Source organism: Variovorax sp. Varisp41, assembly GCF_047325085.1.
Lineage (GTDB): Bacteria > Pseudomonadota > Gammaproteobacteria > Burkholderiales > Burkholderiaceae_C > Variovorax.
The window spans coordinates 5449694-5465185 of record NZ_CP168540.1 but is presented as its reverse complement, the minus strand read 5'-3'; the positions used below and the strand labels follow the sequence as shown (position 1 = coordinate 5465185).

14 protein-coding genes are annotated in these 15492 nt (G+C 70.6%); 2 read left to right on the top strand and 12 right to left on the bottom strand.

Annotated elements, in window-relative coordinates; genetic code table 11:
- The first annotated feature begins 7 nt into the window (after window positions 1–7).
- Window positions 8–736, top strand: a complete 729-nt coding sequence (locus tag ACEN9J_RS25215) for a hypothetical protein (RefSeq protein WP_413762364.1) — start codon at window positions 8–10, stop codon at window positions 734–736.
- Between the two features lie 22 nt (window positions 737–758).
- On the opposite strand, the gene ACEN9J_RS25210 is transcribed toward ACEN9J_RS25215, so the two are convergent.
- The 8 genes from ACEN9J_RS25210 to ACEN9J_RS25175 form a co-directional block, all read right to left on the bottom strand.
- Complete coding sequence (locus ACEN9J_RS25210; protein ID WP_057596909.1) at window positions 759–986, bottom strand: hypothetical protein; 228 nt, start codon at window positions 984–986, stop codon at window positions 759–761.
- A 70-nt stretch (window positions 987–1056) separates the two neighbouring features.
- Window positions 1057–1683 (bottom strand): poly-beta-1,6-N-acetyl-D-glucosamine biosynthesis protein PgaD, encoded by a 627-nt coding sequence (gene pgaD, locus ACEN9J_RS25205; protein WP_296729896.1) that lies wholly within the window; start codon window positions 1681–1683, stop codon window positions 1057–1059.
- Window positions 1640–2947 carry a poly-beta-1,6-N-acetyl-D-glucosamine synthase gene (gene pgaC / locus ACEN9J_RS25200; RefSeq protein ID WP_413762363.1) on the bottom strand — a complete coding sequence of 436 codons (1308 nt, stop codon included), beginning with the start codon at window positions 2945–2947 and terminating at the stop codon, window positions 1640–1642. The genes pgaD and pgaC overlap by 44 nt, the downstream gene beginning before the upstream one ends.
- Window positions 2944–5067, bottom strand: coding sequence for a poly-beta-1,6-N-acetyl-D-glucosamine N-deacetylase PgaB (pgaB, locus tag ACEN9J_RS25195; protein ID WP_413762362.1), 2124 nt, complete (start codon window positions 5065–5067; stop codon window positions 2944–2946). Before pgaB ends, pgaC begins: the two co-directional genes overlap by 4 nt.
- Window positions 5064–7259 carry a poly-beta-1,6 N-acetyl-D-glucosamine export porin PgaA gene (gene pgaA, locus ACEN9J_RS25190; RefSeq protein WP_413762361.1) on the bottom strand — a complete coding sequence of 732 codons (2196 nt, stop codon included), beginning with the start codon at window positions 7257–7259 and terminating at the stop codon, window positions 5064–5066. Before pgaA ends, pgaB begins: the two co-directional genes overlap by 4 nt.
- A 600-nt stretch (window positions 7260–7859) precedes the next feature.
- A complete protein-coding gene (gene pcaF / locus ACEN9J_RS25185; RefSeq protein WP_057596895.1) occupies window positions 7860–9065 on the bottom strand; it encodes a 3-oxoadipyl-CoA thiolase in 1206 nt (401 codons plus the stop codon).
- A 152-nt stretch (window positions 9066–9217) separates the two neighbouring features.
- Entirely contained in the window at window positions 9218–9865 is a 648-nt protein-coding gene (locus ACEN9J_RS25180) for a 3-oxoacid CoA-transferase subunit B (RefSeq protein ID WP_413762360.1), read from the bottom strand.
- Window positions 9862–10563: a 3-oxoacid CoA-transferase subunit A gene (locus tag ACEN9J_RS25175; protein WP_413762359.1), complete on the bottom strand. Its 702-nt coding sequence runs from the start codon at window positions 10561–10563 to the stop codon at window positions 9862–9864. Before ACEN9J_RS25175 ends, ACEN9J_RS25180 begins: the two co-directional genes overlap by 4 nt.
- A 129-nt stretch (window positions 10564–10692) precedes the next feature.
- Between ACEN9J_RS25175 and ACEN9J_RS25170 the strand changes: the two genes are divergently transcribed.
- Window positions 10693–11481, top strand: a complete 789-nt coding sequence (locus tag ACEN9J_RS25170; protein ID WP_413762358.1) for an IclR family transcriptional regulator C-terminal domain-containing protein — start codon at window positions 10693–10695, stop codon at window positions 11479–11481.
- A 15-nt stretch (window positions 11482–11496) separates the two neighbouring features.
- Here ACEN9J_RS25170 and ACEN9J_RS25165 read toward each other — a convergent pair whose 3' ends face one another.
- The 4 genes from ACEN9J_RS25165 to ACEN9J_RS25150 form a co-directional block, all read right to left on the bottom strand.
- Window positions 11497–12420, bottom strand: coding sequence for an SDR family oxidoreductase (locus ACEN9J_RS25165; protein ID WP_413762357.1), 924 nt, complete (start codon window positions 12418–12420; stop codon window positions 11497–11499).
- Window positions 12421–12466: 46 nt separating this feature from the next.
- Entirely contained in the window at window positions 12467–13354 is an 888-nt protein-coding gene (locus tag ACEN9J_RS25160; protein ID WP_057594354.1) for a helix-turn-helix transcriptional regulator, read from the bottom strand.
- Window positions 13355–13401: 47 nt separating this feature from the next.
- Window positions 13402–14409, bottom strand: coding sequence for a Bug family tripartite tricarboxylate transporter substrate binding protein (locus ACEN9J_RS25155; RefSeq protein ID WP_413762356.1), 1008 nt, complete (start codon window positions 14407–14409; stop codon window positions 13402–13404).
- A 78-nt stretch (window positions 14410–14487) separates the two neighbouring features.
- Window positions 14488–15492, bottom strand: a complete 1005-nt coding sequence (locus ACEN9J_RS25150; RefSeq protein WP_413762355.1) for a branched-chain amino acid ABC transporter permease — start codon at window positions 15490–15492, stop codon at window positions 14488–14490.

Genomic DNA, 15492 nt, shown 5'->3' with positions numbered 1-15492 from the left:
GCGCACCATGACATCGACCCTGCACTCCTTCAAAGCCTGGCTCGCCCTGCTGGCCGTCACGGTCCTCGCCGGTTGCGCCCATCCGATCGCCGTCGTTCCCGATCAGGCGCGCCTCGCGCGCAGCGCCGACGCGCCCGCGCCGATGCCTCTGCGCGTGGGCTATCACATCCCCGCGGCTCTCGCCGACATGGAAGTCACGACACCGGGCGGCGGCGGGGACAACATCCGGTACTTCCCCTACCGCGACATCGATGCGGGCTTCGAGAAGATGCTTTCGAACGTGTTCTCGGACATCGTGAAACTTCCGTCCATTGCCAACCCCGCGGAAACGGCGAGCAGCGGCGTCCACTACGTCATCGTGCCCACGATCGTCACGACCTCGGGTGGCTCGGGGCTGTTCACCTGGCCGCCCACGAGCTTCTCCGTCGACCTGACGAGCCAGGTCCGCGATCCCGCGGGCACGCTGGTCGCCAGTCCCCGCGTGGTGGGTTTCGGCAGCGCCGAGACCTCCGAACGGATCTTCGACCACGGTATCGCCGGCCGGCGTGCCATGGAGGACGCACTGCTGCGCATGCAGGCCGCGTTGCGCGAAACTTCCTTTAGCGGAGCGCCCGCGCAACGGCAGCGGGGCACGACCTCCGAGCGGCTCGATCAGCTCAAGGCGTTGCGGGAGCGCAAGGACATCACCGAGGAGGAGTACGAGAAAAAACGCAAGGAAATCCTCGACGCCCTGTAGACCCGGTATCCCGGACGGCCGCTCAGAGCAGCCGTCCGCCCTCTCCGGGCGGCGTCACCAGGTCCCGCCGCAGGCTCCAGACACAGGCCGCCAGCTTGAGCAGCCGCTCGACCTTGCTGTCGTAGAGCTCGTCGGCGGGATCCTCCTGCGCGATCAGTTCGGCGATCTGCTCGATGGCGAGCGCCGGCGGGAAGCCCAGCCCTTTTCTCGCCATCTCCATCGCCGTCGCCATCACTTCTGTCTTTTTCATGGGCATGCGTACGCAACGGCCGCGTGGCCGGATTCGAAAAGTCCGTGTCCCGGGGCGGTTCGATGCGGCATCAGGCGCGGCGCTTTCGCACCGCCGTGCCCGAGGGCGTGAGCATCGCGGGTTCGGTGTCGAGGTCGGCCGCATCGGTCACCCGGCCTTCGCGGTCGTGCTGCACCAGCAGGCGCCGCGCGCGCTGCCACAGCGTGAGGCGCTGCGGCGCGAGTGAAGTGTATTCGGCGAGCTGGGCCACCGTGCTGTCGGGCGAGCGGCCGCGCGTCTCCTCGTCGGCGATGGCGCGCCGGCGCACCGGCGCGAGCAGCAGCATCAGCGCGAAGATGCCGAGCACCGACAGGGCGTAGAGCGTCAGCAGGTTCGCGCCTTCCGCGGGCCGCCAGACCTGGAAGAAGTGGTGCCAGGCGTAGAACACGACCCCGACCCAGAACGCGGCCAGCAGCAGCGGCCGCGCGATGCGCAGCCACACGAACATGAGCAGCGCGCCCTGCGGCGTCTTGTGGCGCATGAAGGCGCTCAGCGGCATGCGCGCGGCATCGAGCACCGGCACCTCGCCCTCGGGCTCGGCCCACTCCCGCTCGCGCGGCGGCGCCTTGCCGTTGGGCAGCGGCGGCGCGGCGCCAGGGCCCAGGCCCAGGTCTTCATTCATGCTCGATGGCACGGACGGATGCAGTCGATCGTTCATTCGCAATCACTCCTCTGTCGGGGCTGGTCCACCGGGCGCGCTTGCCCTTGCGCCGCAGGATCGTGGCCGGCAAGGCCACGACCGTGGTGAACATGTTGATCATCCAGAAGGCAAGCGGGTACCAGATGGTCCAGACCAGGTAGCGCAGGATGTCGCGGTCGTAGTGGCGGTCGATCCACAGGCTCACGCCCATCTGCAGCATGCAGGTGATGCCCAGCAGCATCCCGTGCCACTCGGGCCAGAAGCCGACGTACTGCCACTCGGGCGGCAGGAAGCGCCGCACCAGCGCGAGCACCAGCACCGCGAACATGGCGTAGGCCCAGACCACGCTGGCCAGGTACTCGAGGAACACCGGCCACATCATGAAGTTGCGCGGCCTGATCACCTGGGCCGTGTAGCGCAGCAGGGTCTGGATGCCGCCGGTGGCCCAGCGCTGGCGCTGGCGGTAGAGGCCGCGCACGGTCTCGGGCATCAGGATCCAGCACAGCGCGCGCGGCTCGTAGCGCACGCGCCAGTCCTTGAGCTGCAGCTTCCAGCTGATGTCGATGTCCTCGGTCATGACGTCGGGACTCCAGAAGTCGACGTCGAGCAGCGCGTTGCGGCGGAACATCGACAGCACGCCCGAGACGGTGAACAGCCGCCCGGCCAGCTGCTGGGTGCGCTTGATGAGGCCGATGTTCGAGGAGAACTCGCCCACCTGCATGCGCCCGAGCAGGGTGGTGCGCCCGCGGATGCGCGGATTGCCGGTGACGGCGCCCACGCGCTCCGAATGCAGCATGTGGGTCAGCATCCAGGCGATGGCATCGGGGTCGACCAGCGCATCGCCGTCCACGCCGAGGATGTACTCGCCGTTGGCCAGCACCGCCGCCGTGTTGAGCGCGACCGCCTTGCCCTGGTTGTTGGCGTGGTGCACCACGCGCAGCTGGCCGTAGCGCGCGGCCAGCGCGTCGAGGATGGGGCCGGTGTCGTCGCTGCTGCCGTCGTTGACGGCAATGATCTCGTAGTTCGGATAGCGGCTGCGCATCAGCTGCTCGATCACCTCCTGCACGCGCTCGCCTTCGTTGAAGCAGGGCACGATCACGCTGACCAGCGGTTGCTCGGGCAACAGCGGCAGCGGATCGATCCGCCGGTGGCGGCCGCGCTCGAACACCAGCGCATGCGCGATGCCGCCGGCCATCCAGACATAGGCCGCGAGGAAGGGGTAGTAGAAGACGTAGTTGAGCAGCACCCGCACCAGGTCGGCGCCGAAGAAATCGGGGTTCATCGCGCGGCTCCCGGTGCGGTCGGCGCGGAGGCGGCGGCCGGTTTGGTGGGCGCGAGCGCCGGCGGCGTCTCGAGGCCGTCGACCTTGCCGCCCGCGAGGTTGGCGCGCACCGACAGGATGTCGCGCACGGTCACCAGCGGCGGCTCGCCCGCGAGGAAGTCGTCGGGGTAGAGCGCGACATGGCGCGCGCCCAGCCGGTGCAGCAGGGTCCACTGCGCGGCCAGGGTGTCCTTGTCGACCATGCGGCCCGTGCGCCAGTCGCGCGCCTGCAGCTCGAACACGGTGCGCGCCAGGCCCTGCGGCTGCGCCGCCACCTGGCGGAACAGCGCCGCTAGCCAGGCCTGCGGATCGGCCGCCTGCTCCATGAAGGGCATCGCCATCACGGCGGTGTAGTCGTAGGCCTGCAGCGACTGCGCGAGGTCCTGCGCGAACCACTCCTGCGCGGCGGGCTCGAGCACCGGGCGCGCATAGAGGTTGCGCGCGGTGAGGATGCGCGGCTGCCAGTCGCGCACGCGCTGCGCGAGCTCGAGCGTGAAGTCGGTGAGCTGGCGCGTCTTCCACGCGGTCCAGCGCGCGCGCAACGCGGGATCGGCGCGCACCGCGGCCAGGTCGGGCGGCAGGCCCTGGGCGGCCAGTTCGCGCAGCGCGGCCGGGCTCGCATCCTCGTCGTCGCTGTAGGTGGCGTCGTCGTGGAACAGCAGGCCCGCGATCGGCGCGTTCTTCGCGAGGTCCTCGTAGATGTCGCCGATCAGGGCGCGCACGCGCGCATCGGCCGGCGAGAGCCGGTGGTAGCGCGTCTGGTCGCGCGCCGCGGCCGACGCGGGCGCGAGGTGCGTCACGCGCACATCGGCCAGCGGGTTGTTCGCGGGCAGCTGGAACGCCAGCACCGGCATCCACGCATAGACCTCGACCCCGGTGCGCGTGCGCAGTTGCCAGGCGACGCGGTTGAACAGGTCGGCGCGCATCGGCAGGTGCCGGTTCGGAAAGTACAGCGCATCGGCCGCGCCGTCGCCGTCGGGATCGGCGAAGGCCTGCAGGTAGACGGCCGAGGGGCCGACGGCCTGCACCCGGTCGAGCAGGCGCGAGAGGTTGGCCTCCTGCTGCGCCGGATCGGGGTCGTAGACGTGGTCGAGGTCGATGTGCATGGCGCGGTGCAGCGCGCGCGGATCGGGCCGCGCGGGCGCGCGCAGCAGGCTGAAGTCGGGCACGGACATGTCGTAGGTGGCGAGGCCGCGGCGGATGGTCTGCAGCGGCACCTCGGGCGTGTTGGCGCCCTCCTCGAGCGTCAAGGTGATCGGCATGCCGGCGCGGTCGGCCGCGCGCAAGGTCTGCTTGTTGTAGGCGCCGTAGGGCCAGACCATGGCGCGCACGCGGGTGCCGGTCTGCGCCTCGATCAGGCCGCGGCTGCGGCGCAGGTCGGCCTCGACGCGCGCGATCCAGGCCGCGTCGTCCTCGTAGCGGCCGGTGGCGCTGTCGTAGCGGTGGGTGACGGCCGCGGGCTGCAGGTTGCCCTGCGGATTGCCAGGCACGCCGGTGTGGATCGCGTCGCCATGGCTCGCGAACTCGACCAGGCCCGAAGCGCCCATCTCGCGCGCCTGGCTCCAGGTGATGAAGGCCTCGCGCTTCAAGGGATTGCGCGCGCCGTAGCCCTCGACCACCTGGCCCGGCGGCACCTCGAGCCAGCCGGTGACCAGCGCCATCACGGCCGGATAGCCGAACTGCTTCAGCAGCGGATAGACCTTGGTGTAGAAGCTCTCGTAGCCGTCGTCGAAGGTCAGCAGCACGGCCTTCGAGGGCAGCGGCCGGCCGCCGGCGCGCGCATCGACGATCTGCTGCAGGCTCACCGGATGGTGGCCCGAGCTGCGCAGCCAGGCGAAGAAGTCGGCCACGGTGCGCTCGTCGAGCGCGGTGGGTTCGGGCTCGTCGACGAAGCTCTCGCGCACGTTGTGGCGCACGTCGTGCAGCGCGATGGCGCGGAAGGTCTTGCCGTCGTCGGCATCGGGCGCCGGCAGCGCGGTGGCGCGCGGCAGGCCCTGGGCGAGCGCGGTGCCGGCCAGCAGCGCGGCGAACAGCAGCGCGGCCAGGCGCAGCGCCATCGGGATGGACGTCTTGTTCTTCATTGGAACGGCACCGACAGATTGAGATAGACGAAGCGGCGCCGCTCGCGCACGCCGTCGTAGGGATGGCTCGCGATGCCCAGGCCGTAGGCCAGGGTGGCCGAGCGGCCGAACACCCATTCGTGGCCGTAGCGCAGCGACCAGAGCGCGCCGCCGCCGAAGCCCTGCTGGCGATAGCTGCCGGCCTCGATGCCGAAGACATGCGAGAAGCGGCGGTCGTCGCGCTTCCAGCCCAGGTACTTGCCGGTCAGGCCGACCTGCAGCGCGCTCTCGCGGCGCGGCGCGAAGTAGTCGACGTCCTGCCGGTCGTAGCGCCCGGTCTCGCCGGAGAGCGTGCCTTCGAGCTGGAAGCGCGGGCCGCTCACGAGGCGCTCGCGCCAGCGCAGGCCGAAGCCGTCGCGCGCATTGCCGTCGCTGAAGTCCATGCGCTGGTAGCGGGCCTCGAAGGCGCGCGACTCGTTGACCACGTAGGTGGCGCCGAGTTCGGCCGAGCGCGCGCCGACGTTCGCCAGCCGCGCCTTCCAGGGCGTGTCGAGGCTGTTCGAGTCGAAGCGCGCCGAGAAGCGCCAGCTGTCGCTGGCACGCCAGTCCACGCCGAGCGCGAGGCCGGTGCGGTAGCGGCCCTTGTCGGCCTGGTGCAGCTCGGCGCTGGCGCGCCAGCGGCCCTGCAGGTATTCGACGCCGACGCCGGTGCGCGACAGGTTGATGTTGCCCAGCGAGGTGTCGCCGCGCGCGAACACCTGGCGGAAGAACAGGCGCCAGCGGTCGTCCCACAGCGGCGACGAGAGCTTCGAATCCACGCGCCAGTCGCGGTCGGCCAGCACGCTGCTGCCGTGGCCCTGGCCGTAGTCGGCCTCGACGTCGAGCCGCGCCGCGTAGAGCGTGTCGCGCTGCGCGACGGCATTGCGCACGGCGATCGATTCGGGCGCCTCGGCCTGCAGGTTCTCGGTGAGTTCGCGGCCGGCGCGCATCTCGCCGGCATCGAACAGCGCGCCCGCGTAGCCGGCGCGCGCGGCCACGTCCCAGGGATGGTCGACCAGCGTCTCGCGGTAGCGGCCCAGCGCCTCGTCGGGCTTGTCGCGCAGCTTCATGGTCTCGGCCAGTCCCGAGCGGAAGCCCGCGTTGAGCGGCGCGAGCGAGGTCAGGCCGCGGAAGCTGGTCTCGGCCTGCCAGGGCCGTTCGGTGTAGAGCTGGTAGAGCGCGCGCAGGTTGCGCACCTCGGCGTACTCGGGATTGGGACGGCCCTGTTCGGGCGTGAGCCGCAGCATCGGCGGCGTGGCCTGCTCGAGCTTCTGCAGCAGGGCCTCGGCGTCCTCGAAGCGCGCGGTGTCGAGGTAGGCATAGACCAGGCCGGTGTGGGTGTCGCTGGGCACGGGGATGGCATCGCCGCCACTGCGCAGCGCCTCCTCGTAGATCGGCACGGCGAGGTCGGAGCGGCGCTGCTGCTGGTAGGCACCGGCCACGTCGGACAGCGCGTAGTAGGGCAGCGGCTCTTGCGGATGCTCGGCCTGCCAGCGCTCGTAGGCCGCGGTCACTTCGGGAAAGCGGCCGCGCGCGGACACGGCGAGCAGGTGGTCGGCATAGAGGCGCAGGTACAGCGCCTTCCAGCGCTCGAGGTCGTCGGCTTCGTTGGCCTGCGTGGCGCGCTGCACGGCATCGGAAGCACCCTGCAGTTCGTTCGGATAGAGCGGCAGCAGTGCGTCGATGGACTCGAAGCGCTCGGGGCCCTCGCCACCGCGCTGGTCGCGCTCCGAGATGGCCCAGCGCAGGCGCTGGCCCAGCGCCTGCTGGCGCAGGCTCGCGAGCTCGAAGGCACTGAAGCTGCCGGGCGTGGCGCGCTCGGCGGCCTCGGCCTGCGCCAGAGCCTCGGTCAGCGAGCCCTGGTCCTCGAGCGCGAAGGCGTTCTCGCGCCGCACGATGCGCTGCGTGGGCTTCAGCGCGCTCAGGTGCAACTGCAGGATGCGGTCGTCGACACGGCGCGCGGCGACGAACGCCGACTCGAAGGCATAGCTCGCGAGACGATCCAGCGGCACGGCCTGCGCCCACCCCACGGATTCCCGTGGGTTATCGGCCTGCAGTGCCCATACCACGCCATCGGACGCGATGCGCTCGCGCTGGGCCGCGGTCGCGGCGCGCGGGAACCAGGTACGCAGCGCATCGAGCGCTTCGGCCGGCGTCGCGCTGCCGGCACGCACCCGTTCGACGAGCGCGTCATGGGCGGAGGCTGCGTAATCCGCTGCGACGGCGTCAGCCGAAGGGCGAGAAGAGGAAGGCGAGACACCGGGCCGCTCCACCTGTGCCCTGACCTGCGGGCTCGCACCGGCCCACACCGCTGCGACAAGCAATGCCGCGGCGGAGAGAGGGAAGGTGGAACGAAGGAAGGTTGGGTGAGGTTGAGCGAGTGCGGGGTGTGTGACAGCGTGGCGGCGTTGCTTTCTCAAGATCGGGTTGCGATTGGTTATTTGCTTGAACCATATCGCCCGACCTCGAAGCCACGCTGTAGGAAATAGTCAAAAGACCTCGTCGATCCGTAAGGGAGCGTAAAAAGCCGCGCCCCCTGAATCCAGGGGCTGCCACGCTGCGTACGCCATGGGCGTACGCAGCGTCGCGCGGCCCCGGTGCGGCGATACGTTCGCTTTCCGAATGACATCCATGAAACGGGAGGTGTCGACTGCGACGAAGCCTTTGGTTTGACAGCGCCGGGACACTTCCGTCGCGCCCAGGTGTCCTCCAGTCGAAAAAAAACCATCGGGCCGCGGGTTGCGGCAGCCGATGGCTTCAGGCTGGACGCGGGATCAGACGCGCTCGAGGATCAGCGCGATGCCCTGGCCGACGCCGATGCACATGGTGCACAGCGCATAGCGGCCGCCGCTCTTGTGCAGCTGGTTGACCGCGGTGGTCGCGAGGCGCGCGCCGCTGGCACCGAGCGGATGGCCCAGCGCGATCGCGCCGCCGTTGACGTTGACGCGCGCGTCGTCGTCCGAAAGGCCCAGCAGGCGCAGCACCGCGAGGCCCTGCGCGGCGAAGGCCTCGTTGAGCTCGATCACGTCGATCTGGTCGAGCCTGAGGCCGGTGAGCGCCAGCACCTTCTGCGTGGCCGGCGCCGGGCCGATGCCCATGATGCGCGGCGCGACGCCGGCGGTGGCCATGCCCACGATGCGCGCGCGCGGCGTGAGGCCGTGCTTGGCGGCGCTGGCCTCGTCGGCCAGGAGCAGCGCGCAGGCACCGTCGTTCACGCCGCTGGCATTGCCCGCGGTGACGGTGCCGTCGGGCCGCACCACGCCCTTGAGCTTGGCCAGCGCTTCGAGGCTGGTCTCGCGCGGATGCTCGTCCTTGGCGACGACGATCGCATCGCCCTTCTTCTGCGGCACGCTCACCGGCACGATCTCGGCGTCGAAGAAGCCGGCCTTCTGCGCGGCCACGGCGCGCAGCTGCGAGTTCAGCGCCATCCGATCCTGTGCCTCGCGCTCGATCTTGTAGTCGGTGGCCACGTTTTCGGCCGTCTCGGGCATCGAGTCGACGCCGTACTGCGCCTTCATGAGCTTGTTGACGAAGCGCCAGCCGATGGTGGTGTCGTAGACCGCGTTGGCGCGGCTGAAGGCGCTCTCGGCCTTGGGCATCACGAAGGGCGCACGGCTCATGCTCTCGACGCCGCCCGCGATCATCAGGCCGGCCTCGCCGGCGCGGATGGCGCGCGCCGCGCTGCCCACGGCATCGAGGCCCGAGCCGCACAGGCGGTTGATGGTGGCGCCCGGCACCTCGATCGGCAGGCCGGCCAGCAGCGAAGCCATGCGCGCGACGTTGCGGTTGTCCTCGCCGGCCTGGTTGGCGCAGCCGTACAGCACGTCGGTCACTGCTTGCCAGTCGACGTTCTTGTTGCGCTCGATCAGCGCCTTGAGCGGCACCGCGCCGAGGTCGTCGGTGCGCACGCTCGACAGCGCGCCGCCGTAGCGGCCGAAGGGGGTGCGCACGGCGTCGCAGATGAAGGCTTGGTTGGTCATGGTGTGTCTCTATGAAGGTGGAACGAATTCGGGATGCCGGACGCAGAGGACGCGAAGGTTCCGCGAAGGACGCGAAAGAAAGACAAATTATTTCTGAAGTTCTTTCGCGCTCTTCGCGCAACCTTCGCGTCCTTCGCGTCCGGAAGTCCGTATCAGACGGCGATCGGCAGGCCCAACAGTTTCTCGAGCTCCGCATGCTCGAGCCCGTCGACCTTGTCGACCAGCTTCAGGCCCTGCGGCGTGCATTCGAGCGTGGCGAGGTCGGAGTACACGCGCTTCACGCAGCCGATGCCGGTCAGCGGGTAGCTGCAGGTCTCGACGATCTTGCTCTCGCCCTTCTTGGTCAGCAGGTCCATCATGACCCAGGTCTGCTTGGCGCCGATCGCGAGGTCCATCGCGCCGCCCACCGCGGGAATGGCGCCGGCCTCGCCGGTGCTCCAGTTCGCGAGGTCGCCGGTGGCCGAGACCTGGAAGGCGCCGAGCACGCAGATGTCGAGGTGGCCGCCGCGCATCATCGCGAAGCTGTCGGCATGGTGGAAGAAGGCGCCGCCGGGCAGCAGCGTCACCGGCTGCTTGCCGGCGTTGATCAGGTCGTAGTCCTCCTCGCCGGCCTCGGGCGCGGGGCCCATGCCGAGGATGCCGTTCTCGCTGTGCAGGATGACCTCGCGGCCGGCCGGCAGGTGGTTGGCCACCAGCGTGGGCTGGCCGATGCCGAGGTTGACGACGGCGCCGTCGAAGATGTCCTGTGCCACGCGGGCGGCCAGCTGGTCCTTGGTGCGACGGGTGTAGCTCATGGTCATGCCTCCTTCTTGAAGCCGCCGGCCTGCGTGGCGACGCGCTCGATGCGCACCACCTTGTGCACGAAGATGCCGGGGGTGACGATGGTCTCGGGGTCCATGGTGCCGAGCTCGGCGATGTCGTGCACCGTGGCGATGGTCTTCTTCGCGGCCATGGCCATCACCGGGCCGAAGTTGCGCGCGGCCTTGCGGTAGACCAGGTTGCCCCAGCGGTCGCCGCGCTCGGCCTTGATCAGCGCGAGGTCGCCGTGGATCGGGTACTCGAGCACGTACTGCTTGCCATTGATCTCGCGCGTCTCGCGCTTGCCCGCGAGCTCGGTGCCGTAGCCCGTGGGGCAGAAGAAGGCGCCGATGCCGGCACCGGCCGCGCGGATGCGCTCGGCCAGGTTGCCCTGCGGCACCAACTCGAGCTCGAGCTGGCCGCTGCGGTAGAGCCCGTCGAAGACGTGGCTGTCGGCCTGGCGCGGAAAGCTGCAGATGATCTTGCGCACGCGGCCGGCCTTGAGCAGCGCGGCGAGGCCGGTGTCGCCGTTGCCGGCGTTGTTGTTGACCACCGTCAGGTCGCGCGCGCCCTGCTCGATGAGCCCGTCGATGAGCTCGCCGGGAATGCCGGCGGTGCCGAAGCCGCCGATGAGAACGGTGGCGCCGTCGGCCACGCCCGCGAGGGCGTCGGCGATGGAGGGCGCGATCTTGTCGATCATGGATCTGTCTCCGAAGAAGGATAGTGGAGAGGCGGGAAGACGCTTGTCGCGGTGCGTCCTGGTGAACTCTATTTTGTTCGTATATCGAACTTCTGTTCGTATAATGAATTCTAGAGAGGATCCACACCCATGGCAACCCGCCCCCTTGCGCCCACCGGGACGCCCGCCCCCGGCGACAGCTACGTGCAGTCCTTCGCGCGCGGCCTGCAGGTGATCCGCTCGTTCAGCGCGAGCGCGCCGCACCAGACGCTCAGCGAGGTGGCGGCCGCCAGCGGCCTCACGCGCGCGGGCGCGCGCCGCATCCTGCTCACGCTGCAGACGCTGGGCTACGTGGTCACCGACGGCAAGCTGTTCACGCTCACGCCGCGCATCCTCGACCTGGGCTTCGCCTACCTGTCGTCGATGCCGATCTGGAACCGCGCCGAGCCCGTGATGGAAGCGCTGGTGCAGCAGGTGCAGGAGTCGTGCTCGGCCGCGGTGCTCGACGCCACCGACATCGTCTACGTGCTGCGCGTGCCGACGCAGAAGATCATGCGCATCAGCCTCGGCGTGGGCTCGCGGCTGCCGGCCTACTGCACCTCGCTGGGCCGGCTGCTGCTGGCCGACCTGCCCGACGAGGAGGTGCGCGCGCGGCTCGAGGCCTCGGCGATCGAGCCGCTGACCAAGCACACCGTGACCGACATCGACGCGCTGCTGGCCAAGGTGGCGCAGGCGCGGCGCCAGCAGTGGTGCCTGGTGAACCAGGAGCTCGAGGAAGGCCTGATCTCGGTGGCCGCGCCGATCGTCGACCGCGCGGGCCGCATGGTGGCCGCGCTCAACATCAGCGGCCAGGCCAACCGCACCAGCGCGAAGGTGATGCAGGACAGCATGCTGCCCGCGCTGCGCGAGGCGGCGCGGCGGATCTCGAGCCTGCTGTGAGCGGGCACCGCAGCCTCAGCTGCCGCCGTCCTCGATCTCGAAGGGCGCGACCTGCCGCCCGTCGATGTCGGTGAAGCCGTACTCGCGCGCCAGGTCGCCCACGCGCAGCGCGCGGCCGGTCTTGTCCATCACCGCGGCATCGCCGGCCAGCGCCACGATGGCACGCCCGATGTAGCGCGGCGACTCGGTGCGCGCGAGCGCGGGCCGCTGGTGCCAGTGCGCCTCGTCGGTCTGGTGGCCGGCCAGCACGAACTCGGTGCGCATCCAGCCCGGCGACACCGCGACCGATGCCACGCCATGCGCGCGCAGGTCCTGCGCCATGCCGAAGGCCAGCCGCGTCATCGAGGCCTTGGCGAGGTCGTAGAACAGGCTGCCGCGCAGGTAGCGGTCGCGGTCCCAGAAGGTGGTGGTGGCGATCAGGCCCCGGCCCTGGCGCACCAGCAGCGGCGCGGCGCAGCGGCTGGCCACGAGGTGGTTGCGCACGCCGCGGTCGAACATGGCCTCCCAGTTCGACAGCGGATGCTCCCAGAACGGCGCCTCGAACACGCCGTTGAAGCTCTCGTGGCCGCCCCAGGCGTTGTTGACCAGCAGGTCGAGCCGGCCGGCCTCGCGTTCGACGCGCGCGAACAGCTCGCGCACCTGCGCCTCGTCGGTGTGGTCGCAGCGCACCGGCACGCCCTGCCCGCCCAGGCGCGTGACCTCCTCGGCCGTGTCCTCGATGCTGCCGGGCACGCGCTGCAGGCCCGACAGCGCGAGGATCTGGCCGTAGCTGTCCGCGGGCTCGGCGCGCGTGCTGCGGCCCGTGACGTAGACGGTGGCGCCGGCCGCGCCGAGTTCGAGCGCGATGCCGCGCCCCGCGCCGCGGCTCGCGCCCGTGACCACGGCCACGCGGCCTTTCAGGGAGGGCAGTGCATTCGCACCCGTGGGCTGGTCGGTCATCGTTCGGCTCGCTGCAAGGGAAGAAGACGCCGAAGGTAGCGCTGCCTTAAACCAGCGTCTTGGAAGAATCCGCAATCGCACGGCCCAGGAACTCCGTGGGCGTGACGCCGCACAGCGCGCGGAACTCGTTGGCCAGGTGCGACTGGTCGTAGAAGCCGTGCTCGACCGCGACCTCGGCCCAGGCCGGCGCCGATTGCTCGCGCAGCGCGCGCAGGCAGCCGTGCATGCGCGCGAGCCGGCGCCAGGCGCGCGGCGAGAGGCCGACCTGCGCATGGAACAGCTGCTGCAGCCGGCGCTCGCCGAGTCCCACCGCCTCGGCCACCTCGCGCAGCGGACGACGACCGGCCGAAGCGGCGATCAGCTGCGCGGCCTGCAGCGCGCCCGGATGCGGGCCGAGCCGCGCCCGTGCGCGGCCGTCGGCCTCGGCGAGGCGACGGCACAACGCGGCGTCGAGCAGCGCGACGCGCGCGGCGTCACCGGGAGCTTCGGCCATGCGCTCGAGCAGCTGCGCGCCGGCGCCGCGCCAGAGTTCGTCGAGGTGCAGCACGCGGCCCGCGAGTTCGCCCGCGGGCAGGCCGAGCAACAGGGCCGCGGCGCCGGGCCGCAAGGTGATCGACAGGCCTTCCATGCGCTTGCGCAGCCGCACCAGCACGGCCTCGGCCGAGGCGCCGATGGCCTCGATGGCCAGCCCCTCGGCGCCATTGGCCGAGGGCGCGTCGCCGAGGTTGAAGACCAGCCGCGCGGCGCCGTCGGGCAGCACGCGCTCGAGCACCTCTTCGCCCTCGGCGAAGCGCTCGCGGTACACGAGGATGTTGGCGACGTGCGGACGCAGCGGCGCACTGGCGGCGAAGGAGCGCACCGTGCCGCCGGGCGCGTCGATCGGCGGCCCGAGCAGGGGGCCGTCGTCGAGATGGAGGAAAAGGCGCTCGCTCATGCCGGGTCGGTCCGGGAAAGGACCGGCCAGCATGCCACAGGCACCGCTCAACCCTCGGCGTGGATGCCCTTCATCAGGATCACGCCGCCCAGCCGCGCGGTGTCGGCGCGCATGCGGCGCGCCAGCGCGTCGGGCGAGCCGGGCTGGGCCTGCCAGCCGGTCTTGAGCAGCGCCTCGCGCACTTCGTCCGTACTGATGACCTCGACCAGCGCGGCATTGAGCCTGGCCAGCGCGGTCTTGTTCATGCCCGCGGGCGCGGCCAGCGCGGTCCAGATCTCGAGGTCGGCGCCGCGCACGTCGGCGTCGCGGATGGTCGGCAGCTCGGGCACCAGCGGACTGCGCTCGGGCGAGGTCACGCCGATGGCCTTGAGCTTGCCCGAACGCACGTGCGGCATCGCGAGCGCGGGCGGCAGCAGCGCGAGCTGGATCTCGCCCGCGAGCAGGCCCGCGATCACCTGCGGATTGCCGGTGTAGGGCTTGTGCTGCGCGGTGATGGCCGAGCGGCTCTTGAGCAGTTCCATGCCCAGGTGGCCCACCGTGCCCACGCCCGGCGTGCCGTACTTGCCGCCGCTGCCGAGGTTGCGCACCCACAGCAGGTGATCGGCCGCGGTCTTGCCGGTGGCGTTGCCCGAGACGGCCAGCACCAGCGGCGCGGTGCCGACCATGCCGACCGGCGCGAAGTCCTTCTCGGGATCGAAGGAGAGCTTGGGATTGAGCAGCTTCGCGATCGTCAGGTTGCCGTTGATCAGCGCGCCGATGGTGTGGTCGTCGGTGGCCTTGGCGACCTGGTCGGCCACGATGTTGCCGCTCTCGCCGGGCTTGTTCTCCACCAGCACCGGCTGGCGCAGCAGCTTCGCGAGCGGCTCGGCGATGGCACGCGCCAGCAGGTCGGGCGAGGCGCCGGTCGGAAAGCCGACCAGCAGTTTCACGGGCTTGGTGGGCCAGGCGGCTTCGCCGGCGCGCGGCTTGTCCTGGGCGCGGGCGAACGGAGGGAGGAGCGAGGCAGCCAGCGCGGCGGCGCCGCCCTCGAGCAGGCGGCGTTTGGTGATCGTCACGGGAGGAACTCCGGATGGAAGCGGCGGAGCCCTAATTGTAAACAGATCGTTACATCAATGCTGCGGCGCAACGTGAAATCACGGCTTGCTGGCGACCAGCCGGCGCTGCGTGGGAAACAGCGACCAGCCCCAGCGCTTCTGCGCGAAGCCCCACAGCCCCTGCTTGAAGAACAGCGTGGCCACGATCGCGAGCAGCCCGAGCCCCAGCAGGTACCAGGTGCCGTAGTCGCTGAGGAACTTGTTGAGCGCCCAGAAGACGAGCGCGCCCACCAGCGGTCCCTCGATGCGGCCGATGCCGCCGATCACCACCATGAAGATCGCGAACGCGCTCCAGTTGACGCTGAAGGCCGCGTCGGGGCTGATGCGCAGGTTGCCGACGAAGTACAGCGCGCCCGCGAGCCCCGCGCCGAAGGCCGCGACCCCATACACGGCGAGCTTCATGCGCGCCACCGGCACGCCCTGCGATTCGGCCGCCACCTCGTTGTCGCGGATCGCCAGCAGCGCGAGGCCGCGCTTGCTGCGCAGGAACAGGTAGACCAGCGCCACCGCCGCCACAACGCAGCCCAGCGCCATCCAGTAGGTGACGCTCTCGCGCGTGGCCTTGTCGATGCCGCGCAGCGCGGTGAGCGTGGTGCCCGAGCCGCCGCCCACCGCCGACACGTTGGCGAAGCTCAGGCGGAACACCTCGGCGATGACCCAGGTGCCGATCGCGAAGTAGCCGCCCGAGAGCCGGAACGCGATGAAGGACACCGGAATCGCGACCAGCCCCGCGGCCAGCGCGCCCAGCGGGATGGCGACGAAGGGATTGAGCCCCGCGAAGTTGCCGAGCACCAGCATCGCGTAGCCGCCGAAGCCGAAGAAGGCCTGCTGCCCGATGCTGACCATGCCGCCATAGCCCGCGAGCAGGTTCCACATCATCGCGAAGATGAAATAGCAGGCGATCTCGACGAACTCGCGCATCCAGCTCGACTCGCCCCAGAAGGGCAGGCTGGCGGCGACGAGCACCAGCGCGGTGCCGGCGGCGAGCGCGCCGCGGCTGGCGGCGGTGGCGCGCTCGACCTCGAAGGAGGAGTGCATGGCCAT